Origin of the sequence: Pseudomonas sp. D1HM (assembly GCF_019266105.1) — a bacterium.
Taxonomy (GTDB): domain Bacteria; phylum Pseudomonadota; class Gammaproteobacteria; order Pseudomonadales; family Pseudomonadaceae; genus Aquipseudomonas; species Aquipseudomonas taetrolens.
In genome coordinates, this window is sequence record NZ_LRMN01000008.1 from 99,160 (window position 1) to 114,666 (window position 15,507).

The window sequence follows — 15,507 nt, forward strand, 5'->3', positions numbered from 1 at the left end:
GATATGTTCGGATTATAGGCCTGTTTTTGTTTGCGGACGTAAGCCCTAACCTCTCGATGTGCCGATCACTGCGGACAACCGTGCGCTGTGAAGTGACACCTGCGCACATCAATCAGGAAAACATTCAGATGAATTCGACATGCAGCGTTCAGACGGCTCCCCCGTTACTGAAGTGGGTACAGCTGTTCGCAGCGTGCCTGACAGGCATTCTTATCCCGCTTTGCTTTACCGGGCCGGCAGTTGTTCTGTCTTCAATCAGCGCTGCCATGGGTGGATCTGCTGTCGAGCTCAGTTGGGTCGTCAACGCCTATATCCTGACCTATGGCAGCGCGATGATGGCCGCCGGGAGCCTGACAGATATTTACGGACGCAAGCGCGTATGGCTGATGGGACTGGTCATATTCGTGTTGTCTACCCTGGCTATTCCCTTCTCCTCCACGGTTGTGCAAATCGATATCCTGCGGCTTGTACAGGGGTTGGGCGGAGCAGCTGCTTTCGCCGGCGCCATGTCATCTCTCGCCCAGGTATTCCACGGCTCTGAACGCACCAGGGTTTTCAGTCTCCTTGGGACCACGTTCGGCATTGGATTAGCCTTCGGCCCCTTGGCTGCCGGGCTACTGGTCGACTCTGCCGGCTGGAAATGGACGTTCCACACTACGGCATTGATAGGTGTAGTGGGCTTCGTACTCGTCTGCGTGAGCGCGACGGAGTCTAAAGACCCGGCTAACAAGGGTATGGATTGGCCCGGTGCTCTCAGCTTCACGGCCGCACTCACCTTGTTTACCTACGGCATACTCCTCGCGCCTGAAGACGGTTGGGCCAGCCCAATCGTTTTGGGCAGTGTCGTCGGGGCGATCCTGCTGTTCATGCTATTCGTGCTGATAGAGCGCCGAACCAGTAGTCCGATGCTCGACCTTTCGCTATTCAAGCAATCCAGGTTTGTTGGTGTGCAGATTCTGGCAGCGAGCCCTGCATTCTTTTTTGTCGTCCTCATCATCATGCTCCCGGCGCGATTCATCGGAGTCGATGGGCTCAGTGCTTTGCAGACCGGACAAATGATGATTGCGCTGGCTGCACCCTTGTTGCTTGTGCCGTTTCTGGCGGCCCAGCTCGCGCGGCACTACACCTCAGGGATGCTCTCGGCGGTCGGGCTAATGCTGGTGGCAGTCGGACTGTTTTGGCTAGGTGTCGTGCTGGATGGCGGAGTCAGCAAGGCGGTAATGCCCATGGTGCTGATCGGCATGGGCATTGGCCTGCCTTGGGGTCTGATGGACGGCATGGCCGTTAGCGTGGTTGAAAAAGAACGTGCGGGCATGGCCACAGGGATTTTTAACGCCGTTCGCGTTTCCGCCGATGGCATTGCCATCGCCGTCGCCGGGGCGTTGCTGGCGACGTTCATTCAATGGGGGCTATTCGACGCCGCTACGGGTTTTGCACCGCATCAGATCATGGAAGCATCCAGCCGGGCAGCGCTCGGCGATCTGCAGAACGCCAACAGCCAACTCCCAGGGCAGTCAGAACTTTTGCGCCACGAGTACGCCAACGCGTTTCGACACCTGCTTTTCATCTTGGGTGCTGGCAGCGTACTCACGGCAGTAGCAGTGTTCGCAACACTCGGTCGAGTTAGCGCGCATGACCCTCAACCCGTAGAGAGGGTGAGTCCCTTGATCGCAGCCGACCGCGAGTGATCGGCGCAGACGCCGTACGTTGGCCTGATCGCTCCAGCACAACGAGCTAACGGTATTGGAAGGGGGGCAAGTCTTAAAAAAAGGCATCCATCACATCGCTGTGACCGTGCGAGCCGCCGGATGCTCATCGCACTTTGGGAATACCACCACGGTGTGACGTAGCCTTAAAGGTCATGGCTGCCTGGGTTGCTGTCGACGACAGCGCTTTGCTCGATCTTTTCTACGCCTGTGGATAGTTTGGGTCGAGACTCGATTTTTCGGGAGTTCTGCGGCTGTGGATGAAATTATCCACCGGTGGAAATCCGTGGTTTTCCACAGACAGTTGCGTGGGTTTTGGATTTTTTAAGACCCAGGCCGGGCGGCTTTGCAGCCCTGTTTGGGTGGATCCGCGTGGCAGAGCAGATTGTGAGAGTCTTACGGATGTACGCTTGCTTTACTGCGGCACTTTAAAAGCCAAAGCAGTGTCAGCACCGTCGGCCAAAACAACGTGTTGAGAACGTCGTGAGCGCTTGCCTGCCAGCGCCAGTATCCGAAGCTTGCAATATCATCTTGCCGGTCTACCCACTCGCCAGCACACGCAATGATGAAAACACCCAGCCAGCCAAGGTATGGCCTGAATCGTCGGATGCCAACGGTCAACGTTAAATAGACCGCCATGCCCACATAGATATGCAGCGCGTCTTTTGACAGTCCGGTTGCCGACACAATGGCGAGCTTGATGCTTTGTGCGGTTGAGATATCCATGTCAATTCTTCCTCTCTGCGCCAGTGCCAGGCTTCGACTTCATTCGAGTAACGTTAACTCTAATCTGCCTTTTGTTGCGCGCATCGGTGAGGCCGGCCACGGGGTAGTTGCCGAACGAGGTCAGTTCTTCGCGACCATTGGGTTGGACTAAAAGGTAGAGGCTGTCGCCGTTGAAAAGCTTGTAGGCGCGGTCGGTGGGCTTGGCTGAGCGGCAAGCCGAATCGGAGAGTGGGGTAATGGTGCGCGAGATAAGGGGCTTTCCCCTTTGTCGAATGACCTTACCCCTAGCTTTATCCTTACAGCAGTGGGTATCCATAAGACTTTGGCGGAATCCCACAGAACCCCAAAACGAAAAAACCCGCCAGAAGGCGGGTTTTTCGGGGGTTTCAGAGATTTTGAAAGCCTTCTCTGAAACCTTGTGTGGTGCCGGCACCAAGAGTCGAACTCGGGACCTACTGATTACAAGTCAGTTGCTCTACCAACTGAGCTATACCGGCGTTATGGGCGAGGAGTATACGCGGATGTTTGGGCTTGTAAACCCCTGATAACTGACTATTTTCATGATTCGGGCCGGTGTTCGCTCAAGTCTGGGTGCGAGTACTGGACTGCACTGTCACGGTATCGACTCCGGACCTCGGAAAAGTCGGGGGATTGTGGGCAAACCCCAGCTCAAACAGTGTGCCGCTGTCATTGCTCACCACGCGTACCTGTCCGCCATGCAAGTGCATGATCGAATGCACGATCGCCAATCCCAGGCCGCCGGAGTCACCGGGTTGGGCGCGTGACGGGTCGACCCGGTAAAAGCGGTCGAACAGTTTGTCGATATGTTGCGGGTCAATCGCCGGGCCAAGGTTGTGTACCCCAATCCAGCCATATTCGGCATCGTCGTGACGCAGCAGGCGTACGGTCGAGCCGGGTTGTGCATGGCGCACGGCGTTGGCCAGCAGGTTGCCCAGCGCCCGTTGCAGCAGTTGCAGGTCGGCTGTCAGGGGGCCGCCGAGCTGATTGTCCAGTCGTAACTGACGGTCTTCGGCCAGGGCCTCGAAGTATTCACACAATCCGTCACCCACTTCTCCAAGATCCAGCACGTGCAGCTGCAAGGGGCGTTGACCGTGCTCGGCGCGGGCGAGAAACATCAGGTTTTCGGCCATGCGATTGAGGCGTTCGTACTCTTCGATATTCGAGGCCAGCACTTCCTGATATTCGGCCGCGCTGCGTGACTGGTTCAAGGCCAGGCTGTTGCTGCCCAGCAGGTTGTGCAACGGCGTGCGGATTTCATGGGCCAGGTCGGCGGAGAACTGCGACAGCCGTGCAAAGCTGTCTTCAAGCCGTGCGAGCATGGCGTTGAGTGCCTGCACGGGTTCTTTGAGTTCGGCCGGTACGTGGTCTGCGCTCATGCGTTGGTCGAGGCTGCGCGGGTCGATACCGGCCATGGCCCGGGCCAGGTCGCGCAGAGGCGTGAGACCGCGACGCAACAGCAGCAGGCCAAGGCCGAAAGCCATCAATGCACCGAATCCCACAGCGCCATACAAACGCATGCGATAGCTGGCGAGCATTTGCTCACGCTCATCAAGGCGCTTGCCCACCGTGACGCTCAAGGTTTCTCCTGCCGGGCCTTGCGCCATACCTGCCAGCAGCACTGTCGCGCCTACCGTTTTGATATCGGTGCGTTGTGGTGCCCGTGCTTGAGCAATCGGTGGTACGTCCGGCAAGGCTTGTTGGTGCGGATTAATCGCAATCAACGGGCTGCCGTCCTCACGTTTGACCAGCAACACGCTGTCCAGGTTGCCCAGCATGTTTTGATACAACCGTGGGCGTTCTTGCAGGGCTTCGAGGCTGTCGCTGTCATGCAACAGGGCGCGTACCTGCTCAAGGCGCCCCAGCAGAGCCTGATCGTCACGCCATGCCAGTTCGGAGGCCAATGAGCGATACAGAAACACCCCGATCAGACTCATCACCAATGCGCAGGTCAAAGCAATTGCCAGCGCCAGGCGCCAGGCAATGGACTTACTCATCGGGCGCTTCCAGCTGATACCCGACGCCGCGCACGGTATGGATCAGTTTGGGCATGTAGGGATCGTCGACCTTGGCGCGCAAGCGCCGCACGGCGACTTCGACCATATTGGTGTCGCTGTCGAAATTGAGGTTCCAGACCTGGGACGCGATCAAGGTGCGCGACAAGACTTCGCCCTGACGGCTGGCCAGCAGTTGCAGAAGCGAAAATTCTTTGTTGGTTAGGCTGATGCGTTGTCCGCCCCGGCTGACGCGGCGGCGCAGCACGTCGATTTCAAGGTCGGCGATGGCATACGACTCGGCCTCGCGCATGGGGCCACGGCGCAGCAAGGTGCGTACCCGGGCGAGCAACTCGGCAAAGGCAAAGGGCTTGAGCAGATAATCGTCGGCGCCCAGTTCGAGGCCGCGCACGCGGTCTTCGATAGCGTCCTTGGCGGTCAAAAACAGTACGGGTGTGGCGCCGCGTTGGCGAATCAATTGCAATAGTTGCCAGCCATTGAGCCCCGGCAGCATCACGTCGAGGATGATCAGGTCGTATTCCTGCTGCTCGACAAAGTAACGGCCGTCCAGCCCGTTCAGCGCCACATCCACCGCAAAGCCTGATTCTTTAAGGCCTTTGGCCAGGAAATCTGCCGTCTTGGCTTCATCTTCAACCACTAACAAACGCATCGCACACCTCGATCAATCGTTAGCACAGGCTAGGCGCCTTCGGGGGCGTTGCCTATTACAAACTTGTAATGCAACTGACGGGGTTCTGACGAAGGTCGTTGGTTAAGGTGGGCTCATTCCTACAGGAGCTAGCCAATGATGCTGAAAACCTTGTTGTTGTGGACTGCCGTTGGTGTTGCCGGCACCGCCCAGGCAGCACCGAATCTGGTGCGTCATGCCGACCTGGATCTGGCCACCGCCCGTCAACTGGCTGACGCCACGCTTATGCATTGCACCGGCGCGCTGAGCGTGCTCGATCGCGGTGGCAATGTGCTGATAGCGATGCGTCCGGAGGGTGTTGGCTCGCACAACCTGCTGGCCAGCCAGCGCAAAGCCTATACCGCGCTTTCGACCAAAACCCCGACCCGTTTGTTTGCCGAACGAGCGCGCGCCAATGCTGAAGCGAACAACCTCAACTCCATCGCTGAGTTGTTGCTGCTGGGCGGTGGTGTGCCGTTGTTTGCCGAGGGTGAACTGGTCGGCGCGATGGGGGTGGCGGGCGCTGGAGGGGCTGAGCAAGACGAAGCCTGCGCGCTAAAAGCGGCGAAACAGATTGGCCTGACTATTCAACGCTGAGTTGATTATTTTTTAACCATGACTAAAGGATGACCGATGAAAACGTTGCGAATGACGGTGCTGGCTATGAGCCTGAGCGCCTTGTCGAGCCTGACACTGGCGGCTGGCAACCCTTTGAGCGTGCATGTACTCAACCTGGAAAACGGTCTGCCATCACCGGGCGTCAATGTCACGCTGGAAAAGCATGTGGGGCAAGACTGGCAGCCGCTGGCGCAGGGCGTGACCAATGAACAGGGGCGTATCGGCGAACTGTTCCCGGCCAGGCAAACCTTTGAGGCGGGGCAGTATCGGGTGGTGTTTAAAACCGGTGAATACTTCAAAAACGCTGGCCGCGAGACGTTCTTCCCGGAAATACCGGTGATTTTTGAAGTGAAAAACGCCGATCAGCACTACCACATTCCGCTGCTGCTCAGCCCTTACGGCTTCTCGACGTATCGCGGGTCGTAGAGCGCTCCCTCACCCGGATCGATAAGACTCGGGTGAGAATGCTTGTTCAAGTTATCCACAACGCTGCGCGATCAACATCAGATTGCGCGGCGTCAGATGGCTGTCGCAGAACTCGCCAATCTCAACCTCATAGCCGTTCTCCACCATAAACAGCGCCCGATCCAGTACCAGCCACAGTTCCAGCGGGCGACGGAAAAGGCCGCGTACCAGCTCCAGATTGCGCACCTGGGCCAGGCGCGCCCAACCTGCCGCTTCAAGGGCGGGCCAGTCTTCAGCGCCGGTTGTGGATAAGTTTTTCAGCGCTGCCAGGTCTTCGCAGTATTCGGCAAACGGTTTGTTCAGCCAAGTGCCGGGCAGCGAGGGTGTGGATAAGTATTCATCGCACTGACGGCGCTGGCGTTGCCACACATCAAAGCCCAGCCGCCGCGCCATCGATTCGTCGCGCTGGCGCCGCACGCGGCTGCCAGCGGTCACGGTTTCACTCATGGGCAGGCTCAGGTCTTCCTGCGACAGCTGCAAGCCTGATGCTGTGGCGGCTGTGGATAACGCCTGATAGTGCGACGCGCTGATGCGGTTGTAACAGCAGGGCGACACGGCAAGTTGTGCACAGCCTGCCGCGCTTGCCAGTTGCAGCAGACGGACATGCAAATCGCCGCAGGCATGCAGCGCCACAGGTGTCATCCGGGGTGTGAGCTGCAAGGCGGCGTCGGGTGCGAGCACATCCTGCTGAACATGACGGGCCGGCAAGTGATGGCGCTGGCTCAGACCCTGGCCGGATTCGATCAGTGCCGGGTCATATTCCAGGCACGTCAGTTGCTGCCCGGCGCTCAGCAGCCGACGCCCCAAATGGCCTTTGCCCGAACACCAGTCCAGCCAGTGGGCAGGTGCTTGCTTGAAGGTCAGGCTTTGGGCAAAGGCTTCAATTTGTTGCCATTTGCGGCCCGGCACGTCCACCTGCAAGCGCTGGTTAGCGGGCGCAAGCACCTGTGTCGGCAGCCGCTCAACCGAACTCAGGGCGCAGGAAATGGCGGCCAGTTCGGGGAATGGCGCAGGGGCGGGCACGTGCTGGGGATGGTTGTGGCTGGTTTCGGCGTCTTGCAGCGAACGCTGGCGCAACCACTGCGCCAGTTCGGGGTGCTGCGCTTCCCACGGCACATTCAGATGAGTGAAGGGCCGTGGGCGCCACAGGTGCTGGTGTTCATGCAGAAAGGCGTCCAGTGCCTGGAAGCGGGCGAGCAGAGCCTCGCCACGCAGCACTTGAGGTTTAGCGTCCTTGGCAGGCATCGACGCGCAACCAGCGCTCCAGCAGTTTGAAGCCCTGAATCAGTACGAACGACATCACCAGGTAGATCATCCCGGCGGTCAGGAACATGTCCACCGTCAGGTAGTTGCGGGCAATGATGGTGCGGGTCATGCCGGTCAGTTCCAGCAAGGTCACGGTACTCGCCAGCGAGCTGGCCTTGAGCATCAGGATCACTTCGTTGCTGTAGGCCGGCAGGCCGATGCGTGTGGCACGTGGCATGACGATGTGCACCAGGGTTTTGAAGCGAGACATGCCCAGGGCACGTGCAGCTTCGATTTCACCCGGTGGGATGGCCTGGATTGCGCCACGCAGAATCTCGGCAATATAGGCCGCCGTGTGCAGGGTCATGGTGATGATCGCGCACCAGAACGGGCTGCGCAGATAGGGCCACAATGCGCTTTCACGCACCATGTCGAATTGCGCCAGGCCGTAATACACCAGGAACAGCTGAATCAGCAGGGGCGTGCCCCGGAAGAAAAAGATGTAGGCATAAGGCAGCGCACGCACGTACCACAGCCTGGACGAACGGGCGATGCCCAGCGGAATCGCCACAATCAGACCGGCGAGAACCGAGATGGCCGTCAGCTCCAGCGTCAGGGTCGCACCCTGAATCAGCTTGGGCATCCACTTGAGGATGATTTCCCACTCCATTACGTCCTCCTCACAAAGCCGCGCGCAGCGCGTTTTTCAAGCACGTGCATCGTGCCCATGGCCAATACGGTCAGGCCCAGGTACATCACGGCGGCCACCATGTAGAAGGTGAAAGGGTGTTTGGCGAAGGTCACGGCGTTCTGGGCCTGGCGCATGATTTCTTCCAGACCGATCACCGATACCAACGCGGTGTCTTTCATCAGGATCATGAACAGGTTGCCCAGGCCGGGCAGGGCGATGCGCCACATTTGCGGCAGGATCAGTTTGCTGAAGATCCGTGGCTTGGACATGCCCAGGGCCATGCCCGCTTCGCGGTGACCTTTGGGAATGGCCAGAATGGCACCGCGAAACACTTCGGTCGCATAGGCACCAAAACACAGCCCCAGCGCGATCACACCCGCCGCGAAAGCGCTGAGGGTGAGTTCGGGCATGCCGATGGCTTCGCCGATGGCACGGACCAGGTTCACGCTGCCGAAGTAAATCAGCAGCACCCAGAGCAGCTCGGGCACACCGCGAACCAGCGTTGAATAAGTACCGCCCAGCCACCTTAAAGGTTTGAGGGGGGAGGTTTTGGCCAATGCACCGAGCAACCCGAGCACCAGGCCAAGACACAGCGCAGTCAGTGCCAGTTTGACGGTCATCAGCGCCCCGGCGGCAAGCGCCGGGCCGAATCCGTATAAATCGATAGTCATGGGTTAGGCAGGCTTTGCTAGGGACCGGCGCAACCCTGGGGCGCGCCGGTCAGGCAGGTCAGTAGATGCTGAACGGGAAATACTTGTCGTTGATCTTCTTGTACGTGCCGTCTTCAACGATTTGCTTGAGGGCCAGGTTCAGCTTGGCGCGCAGTTCGTTGTCGCCTTTACGCAGCGCGATCCCAACCTTGTCATCTTCGTTGACGGGCTCGCCTTTGAACTCATAAGGCTGGCCAGCCGGGCTTTTCAGCCAGTCAAAGTTGGCGTACTTGTCAGCCAGCAGTGCATCGACACGGCCGGATGTCAGATCGAGGTAGGCGTTTTCCTGGGTGTCATATAAGGAGACGGTCGCGTCCGTGCCCAGGTTGTCTTCCAGCCAGGTTGCGGCCTGGGTAGAACGCTGGGTGCCCAGGGCCTTGCCTTTGAGCGACTCGAGGTCGGTTTTGAAATCGACTTTTTTCGGTGCGATGAACTGCTGCTTGTTGGAGTAGTACGGGTCGGTAAAGTCGACGGCTTGCTTGCGTTCGTCAGTGATCGACAAGGACGACACGATGAAGTCGTACTTCTTGGCGTTCAGCGCCGGGATGATGCCATCCCAGTCCGAGGTCACGATTTCGCACTCGGCTTTCATTTTGGCGCACAGGGCCATGGCGATATCCGGGTCGAAACCGACCACCTCGCCGCTGGCGTTCTTGTTATTGAACGGTGGGTAAGCACCTTCAATCCCGACTTTGTACTTATCAACAGCCAAGGCGTTGGCACTGAACACCAGCGAGGCGGCAGCGGCCAGGAGAAGCTTTTTATAGTTCTGCATTCGGGTTGCTCCGTTAGCGATTGCTGGACATGAATTGTTTGCAGCGCGCCGAAACCGGGTTATCGAAAACCTGTTCAGGCGACCCTTGCTCTTCGATCAGGCCTTGATGCAAAAACACTACTTCGGTGGACACTTGACGAGCAAAGCTCATCTCATGGGTGACCAACAGCATAGTGCGACCTTCGTCGGCGAGTGCGCGGATCACACTAAGTACTTCTTGAACCATTTCTGGGTCAAGTGCTGATGTCGGCTCATCGAACAGAATCACTTTGGGCTGCATGGCCAGCGTACGGGCAATGGCGGCACGCTGTTGCTGTCCGCCGGACAGTTCGGACGGGTAGGCATGACGTTTGTCAGCGATACCGACCTTGGCCAGCAATGCTTCTGCCACCACGATGGCTTCAGCCTTGCTCTGGCCCAGTACACGACGCGGCGCCTCGATCACGTTGTCGAGGATGGTCATGTGCGGCCACAGGTTAAAGTTTTGAAACACGAACCCCAGTTCGCTGCGCATGCGATTGATCTGTTTGCCATCGGCAGCAACCAGTTCACCATTTTTGGCTTTTTTGAGCTTGAGCTCTTCCCCGGCGACCAGGATCTGGCCCTCGTGGGGGTTTTCCAGCAGGTTGATACAGCGCAGCAGGGTGGACTTGCCGGAACCGGAAGAACCCAGGATCGAGATCACGTCGCCGTCGCGTGCGGTCAGCGAGATACCTTTAAGTACCTCAAGCTCGCCGTAGCGTTTGTGCAAGTTGCGGATTTCAAGCGCGGGCGTGGCCAAAGCCATGTGCGGTCCTCATTGTGTTCGGTGCGATCCTGCTGTTGGGCTGCCTTCCTGGCGATGGCCAAGCTAGCATAGGGTCGCAATGGCAACCAGCCGCCTCAACGGGGCAAAAGGCAGGAGGGTGGTCGTTTGTCGCATCGTTACAGCAGACTGTCGCGCCGACAACAACCGACCCCGTGTTTTGCCGTTTGGCCAGACAGGTGTCGCGTAAAAAAGGTCGCGATGTTGCCAGCTTTGGCCCGGTGTTGGAAGCGCGAACCTACTAAAGGTTGTAGATGTGCACTGCTTTTGCGCCATATGAGCAAAATTGGGTATTTTTAGTGCGCGGCACTACACGTAACTGAGTGTTACGGTAACGGATTGGCAAAAAGCCATGACACTCAATGGCTTGCAGATCAGGTAGCGATCCTTTGCAGCCCGCGCAAACCGTAGGGCGTGAGTTTTCTGGCGCACTTATTGCGTAAATAATTCGAAACGCCCCGTTGGTTACTTTTTACGAGAAGGTAATCAGGCGGCGCTCGGAATGGCTTTCACTGTAAAGGTAGTCCCAATGAGCAATACGCAAACCTCTAACGGCCTGGAGCAAGGGCTCAAGCCACGGCATGTCACCATGCTGTCGATTGCCGGGGTCATCGGTGCCGGTTTGTTCGTCGGTTCTGGACACGCGATTGCGCAAGCGGGCCCCGCTGTACTGCTGGCTTATGCCGCTGCAGGCACGCTGGTGGTGCTGGTCATGCGCATGCTGGCCGAAATGGCCGTTGCTTCACCGGACACCGGTTCGTTTTCGACGTATGCCGACCGTGCCATCGGCCACTGGGCCGGCTTCACCATTGGCTGGCTGTACTGGTGGTTCTGGGTACTGGTGATTCCACTGGAAGCCGTCGCGGCTGCCAGCATCCTGCATGCCTGGTTCCCGGGTACGGCGATCTGGGTCTTCACCCTGGTCATTACCTTGTTGCTGACCGCCACCAACCTGTTCAGCGTCAAGAACTACGGCGAGTTCGAGTTCTGGTTTGCGCTGGTCAAGGTGTTGGCGATTATTGGCTTCATCGTGCTGGGCGTCCTGGCAGTGATGGGCCTGCTGCCCACCAGCGAAGTCAGCGGCGTGTCACACCTGGTCGATACCATCGGCTTCATGCCCAACGGCATGGGTGCGGTACTGGCGGCCATGCTGACCACCATGTTCTCGTTTATGGGCACTGAAATCGTCACCATCGCGGCGGCGGAGTCCAAAGACCCAAGCAAACAAATCACCAAGGCAACCAACTCGGTGATCTGGCGGATTGGCTTGTTCTACCTGGTGTCGATTTTCCTGGTGGTGGCCCTGGTGCCATGGAACGACCCGAGCCTGACCCAAGTGGGTTCTTATCAGACGGTGCTTGAGCGCATGGGTATCCCAAACGCCAAGTTGATCGTCGACATCGTGGTGTTGATCGCGGTCACCAGCTGCCTCAACTCGGCGCTCTACACCTCGTCGCGGATGCTGTTCTCCTTGAGCAAGCGCGGTGACGCACCGGCGGCCGCCAAGCGCACCAACGCCAGCGGCACGCCTTACTGGGCTGTGATGATGTCCACCGGCGCTGCCTTTTTGGCCGTGTTCGCCAACTATGTGGCGCCGGCGGCTGTGTTCCAGTTCTTGCTGGCCAGTTCCGGCGCCATCGCCCTGCTGGTGTACCTGGTGATTGCCGTGTCGCAACTGCGCATGCGTCAAAAACGTGTGGCCCAGGGCGAGAAAATAGCCTTCAAAATGTGGTTGTTCCCGGGCCTGACCTGGGCGGTGATCGTCTTCATCGTGGCCATTTTGACGCTTATGCTGTTCCAGGAAGCGCACCGAGTGGAAATCATGGCCACCGGCTTGCTGAGCGCACTGGTGGTAGCGGCTGGCCTGCTGGTGGCACGTCGTCGACGTATTGAGAAACTGGGGGCAACGGTACTTAACTGAGGCCAGGAAGGCGCACACGGTTAAGGCCATACTCGAGCCGTCATCCTTAGGGATGGCGGTTTTTTTTGCCTTTGAAACCAGTTATCGACGACCGCTGATCACTATTTCGCCAATAATTCTCAGTGAGTGAGAATCCAATTTCAGTTAATGGGAAACTCCGTGCACCCTGCAGGCAACAGCTAGGGGCCGATAATGAACTACAACACGCCAACTGATCGCTTGCTGCAAATCCTCGTCACCCTCGGACAATCCGGTGAGGCGATCTCCGCGAAAGAACTCTCTGAGCAACTGGCACAGCCGCTCAGCAGCACCTATCGCCACCTCAAGACCCTGTTGCGTTGGGGCCTCGCTGAAGAGAACGGCCAAGGTCGCTATCTGCCGGGGCCTGCCTGTTTGCAGCTGGCGAAAAAATTCGACCGTGAAGCGGTACTGGTCACGCTGGCCAAGCCAGAGCTCAAGCGCCTGGCCGAGCAAAGTCAGGAAAGCGTGGCGCTGATGGTGCCGAGCAATGGCCAGGCAATTTGCATCGAGCTGGTCGACAGCCCGCAACCCTTACGCTGCTGCTATCAGAAAGGTCTGGCTCAGCCGTTGCTGGTCGGTGCATCGGCACGGGTGTTGCTGGCGCATATGGATGAGGCTCAAAGCCTGTCCTTGCTCAAGGATCAGGGCGTCGAAGCCGAACAGTGCGCGCAGTACCAGCGCAGCTTTGTCGAAATTCGCGAACAGGGTTACGCCGTGAGCCTGAGCGAGATTGACGACGGCATTTGGGGCGTCAGCGCACCTTTGATCGACAGTCGTAATCGTCTGCAAGGCGCCATCAGTCTCATGGCCCCGGCTTTCCGTGCGCAACAGCGCAGCGAGCGCCTGATCCGCTGGACACAGGACGTAGCGCTGCGCCTGAGCGCCCGGCTCGACTGAATTAGATTGGAGCTTCAACCATGACTGTAATGTCTGACATGTCACTCTGGACAGGTCGCATCGATGCGGGCGAAGGGCAGGGCGCGTTGCGCTGGCACCAGTGGGTCAAGCCCTTGGCAGCCGACCAGCCCGCAGGCACCGTGCTGATCGGCCTGGCCAGTGATGAAGGGGTTAAACGCAACCAGGGCCGCACCGGTGCCCACCAAGGCCCGTCGGCACTGCGCAAGGCGCTGGCCAACCTGGCATGGCACGGTCACACCGCGTTGTATGACGCGGGCGATGTGGCTTGCGTGGGCAGCGACCTTGAAGGCGCACAACAGCGCTACGCGCACCATGTCAGCCAGGTGCTTGATCAAGGGCACTTGCCGCTGGGCCTGGGCGGTGGCCACGAAATCGCATTTGCCAGTTTTAGCGGTCTGGCTGACCACTTGCGTCGCCAAACGCCACGCCCGCGCATCGGCATTCTCAATTTCGATGCGCACTTTGATTTGCGCCACGCCGAGCAAAGCAGTTCCGGCACGCCTTTTCGTCAGATCGCCGAATACTGCCAGCGCGCAGACATGCCGTTCGCCTATTGCTGTCTGGGTGTGAGTCAGTTGAACAACACCCAGGCGCTGTTCGAGCAGGCCGGGCGACTGAACGTGAGCTATCGCCTCGATCGGGACATGAACAGCTGGAACATGCCCGCGATAGAAGCGTACCTGGACACCTTCTTGCGTGACATCGATCACCTGTACCTGACGCTTTGTCTCGATGTTCTGCCCGCCAGTCAGGCACCCGGGGTAAGTGCTCCGTCTGCCCACGGGGTGGACATGCAAATCGTTGAGCACCTGGTGCGCCGTGCCAAGGCCAGCGGCAAATTGCGTATGGCAGACATTGCCGAGCTCAACCCGAGCCTGGATATCGATAACCGGACCGCCCGCATTGGTGCGCGCTTGCTTGCCAGTCTGATGGATTAAGTTTTTCCGGACCTCCCTGAAACCGCTTGTTGAATCATAAGAAAAAGAGAAATTCGCCATGCTGACATTCGAACTGGATGCACTGAGCACCCTCGCTCTCGCATTGCTCCTGCTGGGCCTGGGCGCCCAGTTAAAAAAACACAGCTACTGGTTGCGCCAGCTTTGCGTGCCGGCCCCCGTGATTGGTGGTTTTGGATTCGCACTGTTGATCTGGTTGCTGCGTGATCAGCAACTGCTCAACCTGACCCTCGACACCAGCCTGCAAGTGCCACTGATGGTGGCGTTTTTCACCACGGTGGGTCTGGGAGGCAGCCTTGGGCTGTTGCGCAAAGGCGGCAAGCTGCTGTTTATCTACCTTGGGGCCTGCTGGGGCCTGGCGTTGCTGCAAAACGTAGTAGGTGTCAGCGTGGCCAAAATGTTGGGCATTGACCCTTTGCTGGGGATCATGGCGGGGGCGGTATCGCTTGAAGGTGGCTTCGGTGCGGCTGCTGCGTTTGGCCCCATCGCTGAAAACCTGGGGGCGGTAGGCGCAACCACCGCGGCACTGGCCTCGGCTACGTTCGGGATGGTAGCGGGAGGTCTGCTGGGCAGCCCTTTGGCCCGCTGGTTGATCGAGCGCAACAAACTCAAGGTTCAGGCCGATGATGCCGGCAGCCTGAAAGCCTTTGAGCACACAGAGCAGACCACGCCCACCGCTCTGGATGCACCGACGCTGCTGCGTCTGCTGACCTGCATCGTGGTGATCATGGTGCTGGGCTTCTGGCTTGGTGGCAGCCTGCAACAGCATTTGGGCATTGTGCTGCCCAGCTATGTAGGTGCGATGTTCGTGGCGATTATCTTGCGCAACCTCAACGACCGGACGCAGGTGCTCGACGTTCCGGACCATGCCGTCAGCACGATTGGTGATGTAAGTCTGGGCATGTTCCTGACCATGGCCATGATGAGCCTGAAATTCTGGGAACTGGAAAAGCTCGGGTTGCCGCTGCTGGTGATTCTGGTGGTGCAAGTGGTGATCATGATCCTGCTGTGTATTTTCGTGCTGTTCCGCGCCTTCGGCCGCAACTACGATGCCGCAGTACTGTGTGCAGGGTTCATGGGGCACGGGCTGGGTGCAACCCCGAATGCCGTGGCCAACATGGGCGCCATCTGCGATCACTACAAAGTCTTCTCGTACAAAGCGTTCATCATCGTGCCGTTGTGCGGTGCCGTGCTGATCGACATCGTGGCAATCCCGTTGATCACCTGGTTTATCAACGCCTTCAGCTAAG

At 58.6% G+C, this 15,507-nt stretch carries 15 protein-coding genes, 1 tRNA gene and 1 pseudogene; 7 read left to right on the forward strand and 10 right to left on the reverse strand.

Annotated features, from left to right (window positions below; genetic code table 11):
* Positions 1 to 128 precede the first annotated feature (128 nt).
* Positions 129 to 1,688, forward strand: a complete 1,560-nt coding sequence (locus AWM69_RS12275; RefSeq protein WP_218726970.1) for an MFS transporter — start codon at positions 129 to 131, stop codon at positions 1,686 to 1,688.
* A 414-nt stretch (positions 1,689 to 2,102) separates the two neighbouring features.
* Here AWM69_RS12275 and AWM69_RS12280 read toward each other — a convergent pair whose 3' ends face one another.
* The 5 genes and pseudogenes from AWM69_RS12280 to AWM69_RS12295 form a co-directional block, all read right to left on the reverse strand.
* Positions 2,103 to 2,432 carry a hypothetical protein gene (locus AWM69_RS12280; RefSeq protein ID WP_218726971.1) on the reverse strand — a complete coding sequence of 110 codons (330 nt, stop codon included), beginning with the start codon at positions 2,430 to 2,432 and terminating at the stop codon, positions 2,103 to 2,105.
* 40 nt (positions 2,433 to 2,472) lie between these two features.
* A pseudogene (locus tag AWM69_RS22885) lies at positions 2,473 to 2,682 on the reverse strand (integrase arm-type DNA-binding domain-containing protein); the annotation flags it as partial.
* A gap of 171 nt (positions 2,683 to 2,853) precedes the next feature.
* Positions 2,854 to 2,929 (reverse strand) — tRNA-Thr (locus AWM69_RS12285).
* An 84-nt stretch (positions 2,930 to 3,013) separates the two neighbouring features.
* Positions 3,014 to 4,447 carry a heavy metal sensor histidine kinase gene (locus AWM69_RS12290; protein WP_256930313.1) on the reverse strand — a complete coding sequence of 478 codons (1,434 nt, stop codon included), beginning with the start codon at positions 4,445 to 4,447 and terminating at the stop codon, positions 3,014 to 3,016.
* Positions 4,440 to 5,114 (reverse strand): heavy metal response regulator transcription factor, encoded by a 675-nt coding sequence (locus AWM69_RS12295; protein WP_131654819.1) that lies wholly within the window; start codon positions 5,112 to 5,114, stop codon positions 4,440 to 4,442. The genes AWM69_RS12290 and AWM69_RS12295 overlap by 8 nt, the downstream gene beginning before the upstream one ends.
* Before the next feature lie 135 nt (positions 5,115 to 5,249).
* Between AWM69_RS12295 and AWM69_RS12300 the strand changes: the two genes are divergently transcribed.
* Both AWM69_RS12300 and uraH read left to right on the forward strand, forming a co-directional pair.
* A complete protein-coding gene (locus AWM69_RS12300) occupies positions 5,250 to 5,729 on the forward strand; it encodes a heme-binding protein (protein ID WP_218726973.1) in 480 nt (159 codons plus the stop codon).
* A 36-nt stretch (positions 5,730 to 5,765) separates the two neighbouring features.
* Positions 5,766 to 6,176, forward strand: a complete 411-nt coding sequence (gene uraH, locus AWM69_RS12305; RefSeq protein WP_131654817.1) for a hydroxyisourate hydrolase — start codon at positions 5,766 to 5,768, stop codon at positions 6,174 to 6,176.
* Between the two features lie 51 nt (positions 6,177 to 6,227).
* Here uraH and AWM69_RS12310 read toward each other — a convergent pair whose 3' ends face one another.
* The 5 genes from AWM69_RS12310 to AWM69_RS12330 are packed head-to-tail and all read right to left on the reverse strand — an operon-like array spanning position 6,228 to position 10,423.
* Complete coding sequence (locus tag AWM69_RS12310; RefSeq protein ID WP_218726974.1) at positions 6,228 to 7,460, reverse strand: methyltransferase; 1,233 nt, start codon at positions 7,458 to 7,460, stop codon at positions 6,228 to 6,230.
* Positions 7,441 to 8,130, reverse strand: coding sequence for an ABC transporter permease (locus AWM69_RS12315; RefSeq protein WP_131654815.1), 690 nt, complete (start codon positions 8,128 to 8,130; stop codon positions 7,441 to 7,443). The genes AWM69_RS12310 and AWM69_RS12315 overlap by 20 nt, the downstream gene beginning before the upstream one ends.
* Positions 8,130 to 8,822 carry an ABC transporter permease gene (locus tag AWM69_RS12320; RefSeq protein ID WP_048383916.1) on the reverse strand — a complete coding sequence of 231 codons (693 nt, stop codon included), beginning with the start codon at positions 8,820 to 8,822 and terminating at the stop codon, positions 8,130 to 8,132. Before AWM69_RS12320 ends, AWM69_RS12315 begins: the two co-directional genes overlap by 1 nt.
* 58 nt (positions 8,823 to 8,880) lie before the next feature.
* A complete protein-coding gene (locus tag AWM69_RS12325) occupies positions 8,881 to 9,636 on the reverse strand; it encodes an ABC transporter substrate-binding protein (RefSeq protein WP_218726976.1) in 756 nt (251 codons plus the stop codon).
* A 13-nt stretch (positions 9,637 to 9,649) separates the two neighbouring features.
* A complete protein-coding gene (locus tag AWM69_RS12330) occupies positions 9,650 to 10,423 on the reverse strand; it encodes an ABC transporter ATP-binding protein (RefSeq protein WP_048383920.1) in 774 nt (257 codons plus the stop codon).
* A gap of 547 nt (positions 10,424 to 10,970) precedes the next feature.
* Between AWM69_RS12330 and gabP the strand changes: the two genes are divergently transcribed.
* The 4 genes from gabP to gltS all read left to right on the forward strand — a co-directional run bounded on the left by gabP (position 10,971) and on the right by gltS (position 15,506).
* Entirely contained in the window at positions 10,971 to 12,362 is a 1,392-nt protein-coding gene (gabP, locus tag AWM69_RS12335; protein ID WP_131654814.1) for a GABA permease, read from the forward strand.
* A gap of 192 nt (positions 12,363 to 12,554) precedes the next feature.
* Positions 12,555 to 13,280 (forward strand): IclR family transcriptional regulator, encoded by a 726-nt coding sequence (locus AWM69_RS12340; protein WP_131654813.1) that lies wholly within the window; start codon positions 12,555 to 12,557, stop codon positions 13,278 to 13,280.
* Positions 13,281 to 13,300: 20 nt separating this feature from the next.
* Positions 13,301 to 14,239 (forward strand): formimidoylglutamase, encoded by a 939-nt coding sequence (gene hutG / locus AWM69_RS12345; RefSeq protein ID WP_218726977.1) that lies wholly within the window; start codon positions 13,301 to 13,303, stop codon positions 14,237 to 14,239.
* A gap of 58 nt (positions 14,240 to 14,297) precedes the next feature.
* The gene (gltS, locus tag AWM69_RS12350) at positions 14,298 to 15,506 is read left to right on the forward strand and encodes a sodium/glutamate symporter (protein ID WP_048383928.1); all 1,209 of its coding nucleotides are present in this window, start codon (positions 14,298 to 14,300) and stop codon (positions 15,504 to 15,506) included.
* Position 15,507 lies beyond the last annotated feature (1 nt).

What these genes read in the sequence shown, in the direction of transcription:
- AWM69_RS12275 (WP_218726970.1), top strand. Translation starts at nt 129, where the DNA reads ATGAATTCGACATGCAGCGTTCAGACGGCTCCCCCGTTACTGAAGTGG.
- AWM69_RS12280 (WP_218726971.1), bottom strand. Translation starts at nt 2,432, where the DNA reads ATGGATATCTCAACCGCACAAAGCATCAAGCTCGCCATTGTGTCGGCA.
- AWM69_RS12290 (WP_256930313.1), bottom strand. Translation starts at nt 4,447, where the DNA reads ATGAGTAAGTCCATTGCCTGGCGCCTGGCGCTGGCAATTGCTTTGACC.
- AWM69_RS12295 (WP_131654819.1), bottom strand. Translation starts at nt 5,114, where the DNA reads ATGCGTTTGTTAGTGGTTGAAGATGAAGCCAAGACGGCAGATTTCCTG.
- AWM69_RS12300 (WP_218726973.1), top strand. Translation starts at nt 5,250, where the DNA reads ATGATGCTGAAAACCTTGTTGTTGTGGACTGCCGTTGGTGTTGCCGGC.
- uraH (WP_131654817.1), top strand. Translation starts at nt 5,766, where the DNA reads ATGAAAACGTTGCGAATGACGGTGCTGGCTATGAGCCTGAGCGCCTTG.
- AWM69_RS12310 (WP_218726974.1), bottom strand. Translation starts at nt 7,460, where the DNA reads ATGCCTGCCAAGGACGCTAAACCTCAAGTGCTGCGTGGCGAGGCTCTG.
- AWM69_RS12315 (WP_131654815.1), bottom strand. Translation starts at nt 8,130, where the DNA reads ATGGAGTGGGAAATCATCCTCAAGTGGATGCCCAAGCTGATTCAGGGT.
- AWM69_RS12320 (WP_048383916.1), bottom strand. Translation starts at nt 8,822, where the DNA reads ATGACTATCGATTTATACGGATTCGGCCCGGCGCTTGCCGCCGGGGCG.
- AWM69_RS12325 (WP_218726976.1), bottom strand. Translation starts at nt 9,636, where the DNA reads ATGCAGAACTATAAAAAGCTTCTCCTGGCCGCTGCCGCCTCGCTGGTG.
- AWM69_RS12330 (WP_048383920.1), bottom strand. Translation starts at nt 10,423, where the DNA reads ATGGCTTTGGCCACGCCCGCGCTTGAAATCCGCAACTTGCACAAACGC.
- gabP (WP_131654814.1), top strand. Translation starts at nt 10,971, where the DNA reads ATGAGCAATACGCAAACCTCTAACGGCCTGGAGCAAGGGCTCAAGCCA.
- AWM69_RS12340 (WP_131654813.1), top strand. Translation starts at nt 12,555, where the DNA reads ATGAACTACAACACGCCAACTGATCGCTTGCTGCAAATCCTCGTCACC.
- hutG (WP_218726977.1), top strand. Translation starts at nt 13,301, where the DNA reads ATGACTGTAATGTCTGACATGTCACTCTGGACAGGTCGCATCGATGCG.
- gltS (WP_048383928.1), top strand. Translation starts at nt 14,298, where the DNA reads ATGCTGACATTCGAACTGGATGCACTGAGCACCCTCGCTCTCGCATTG.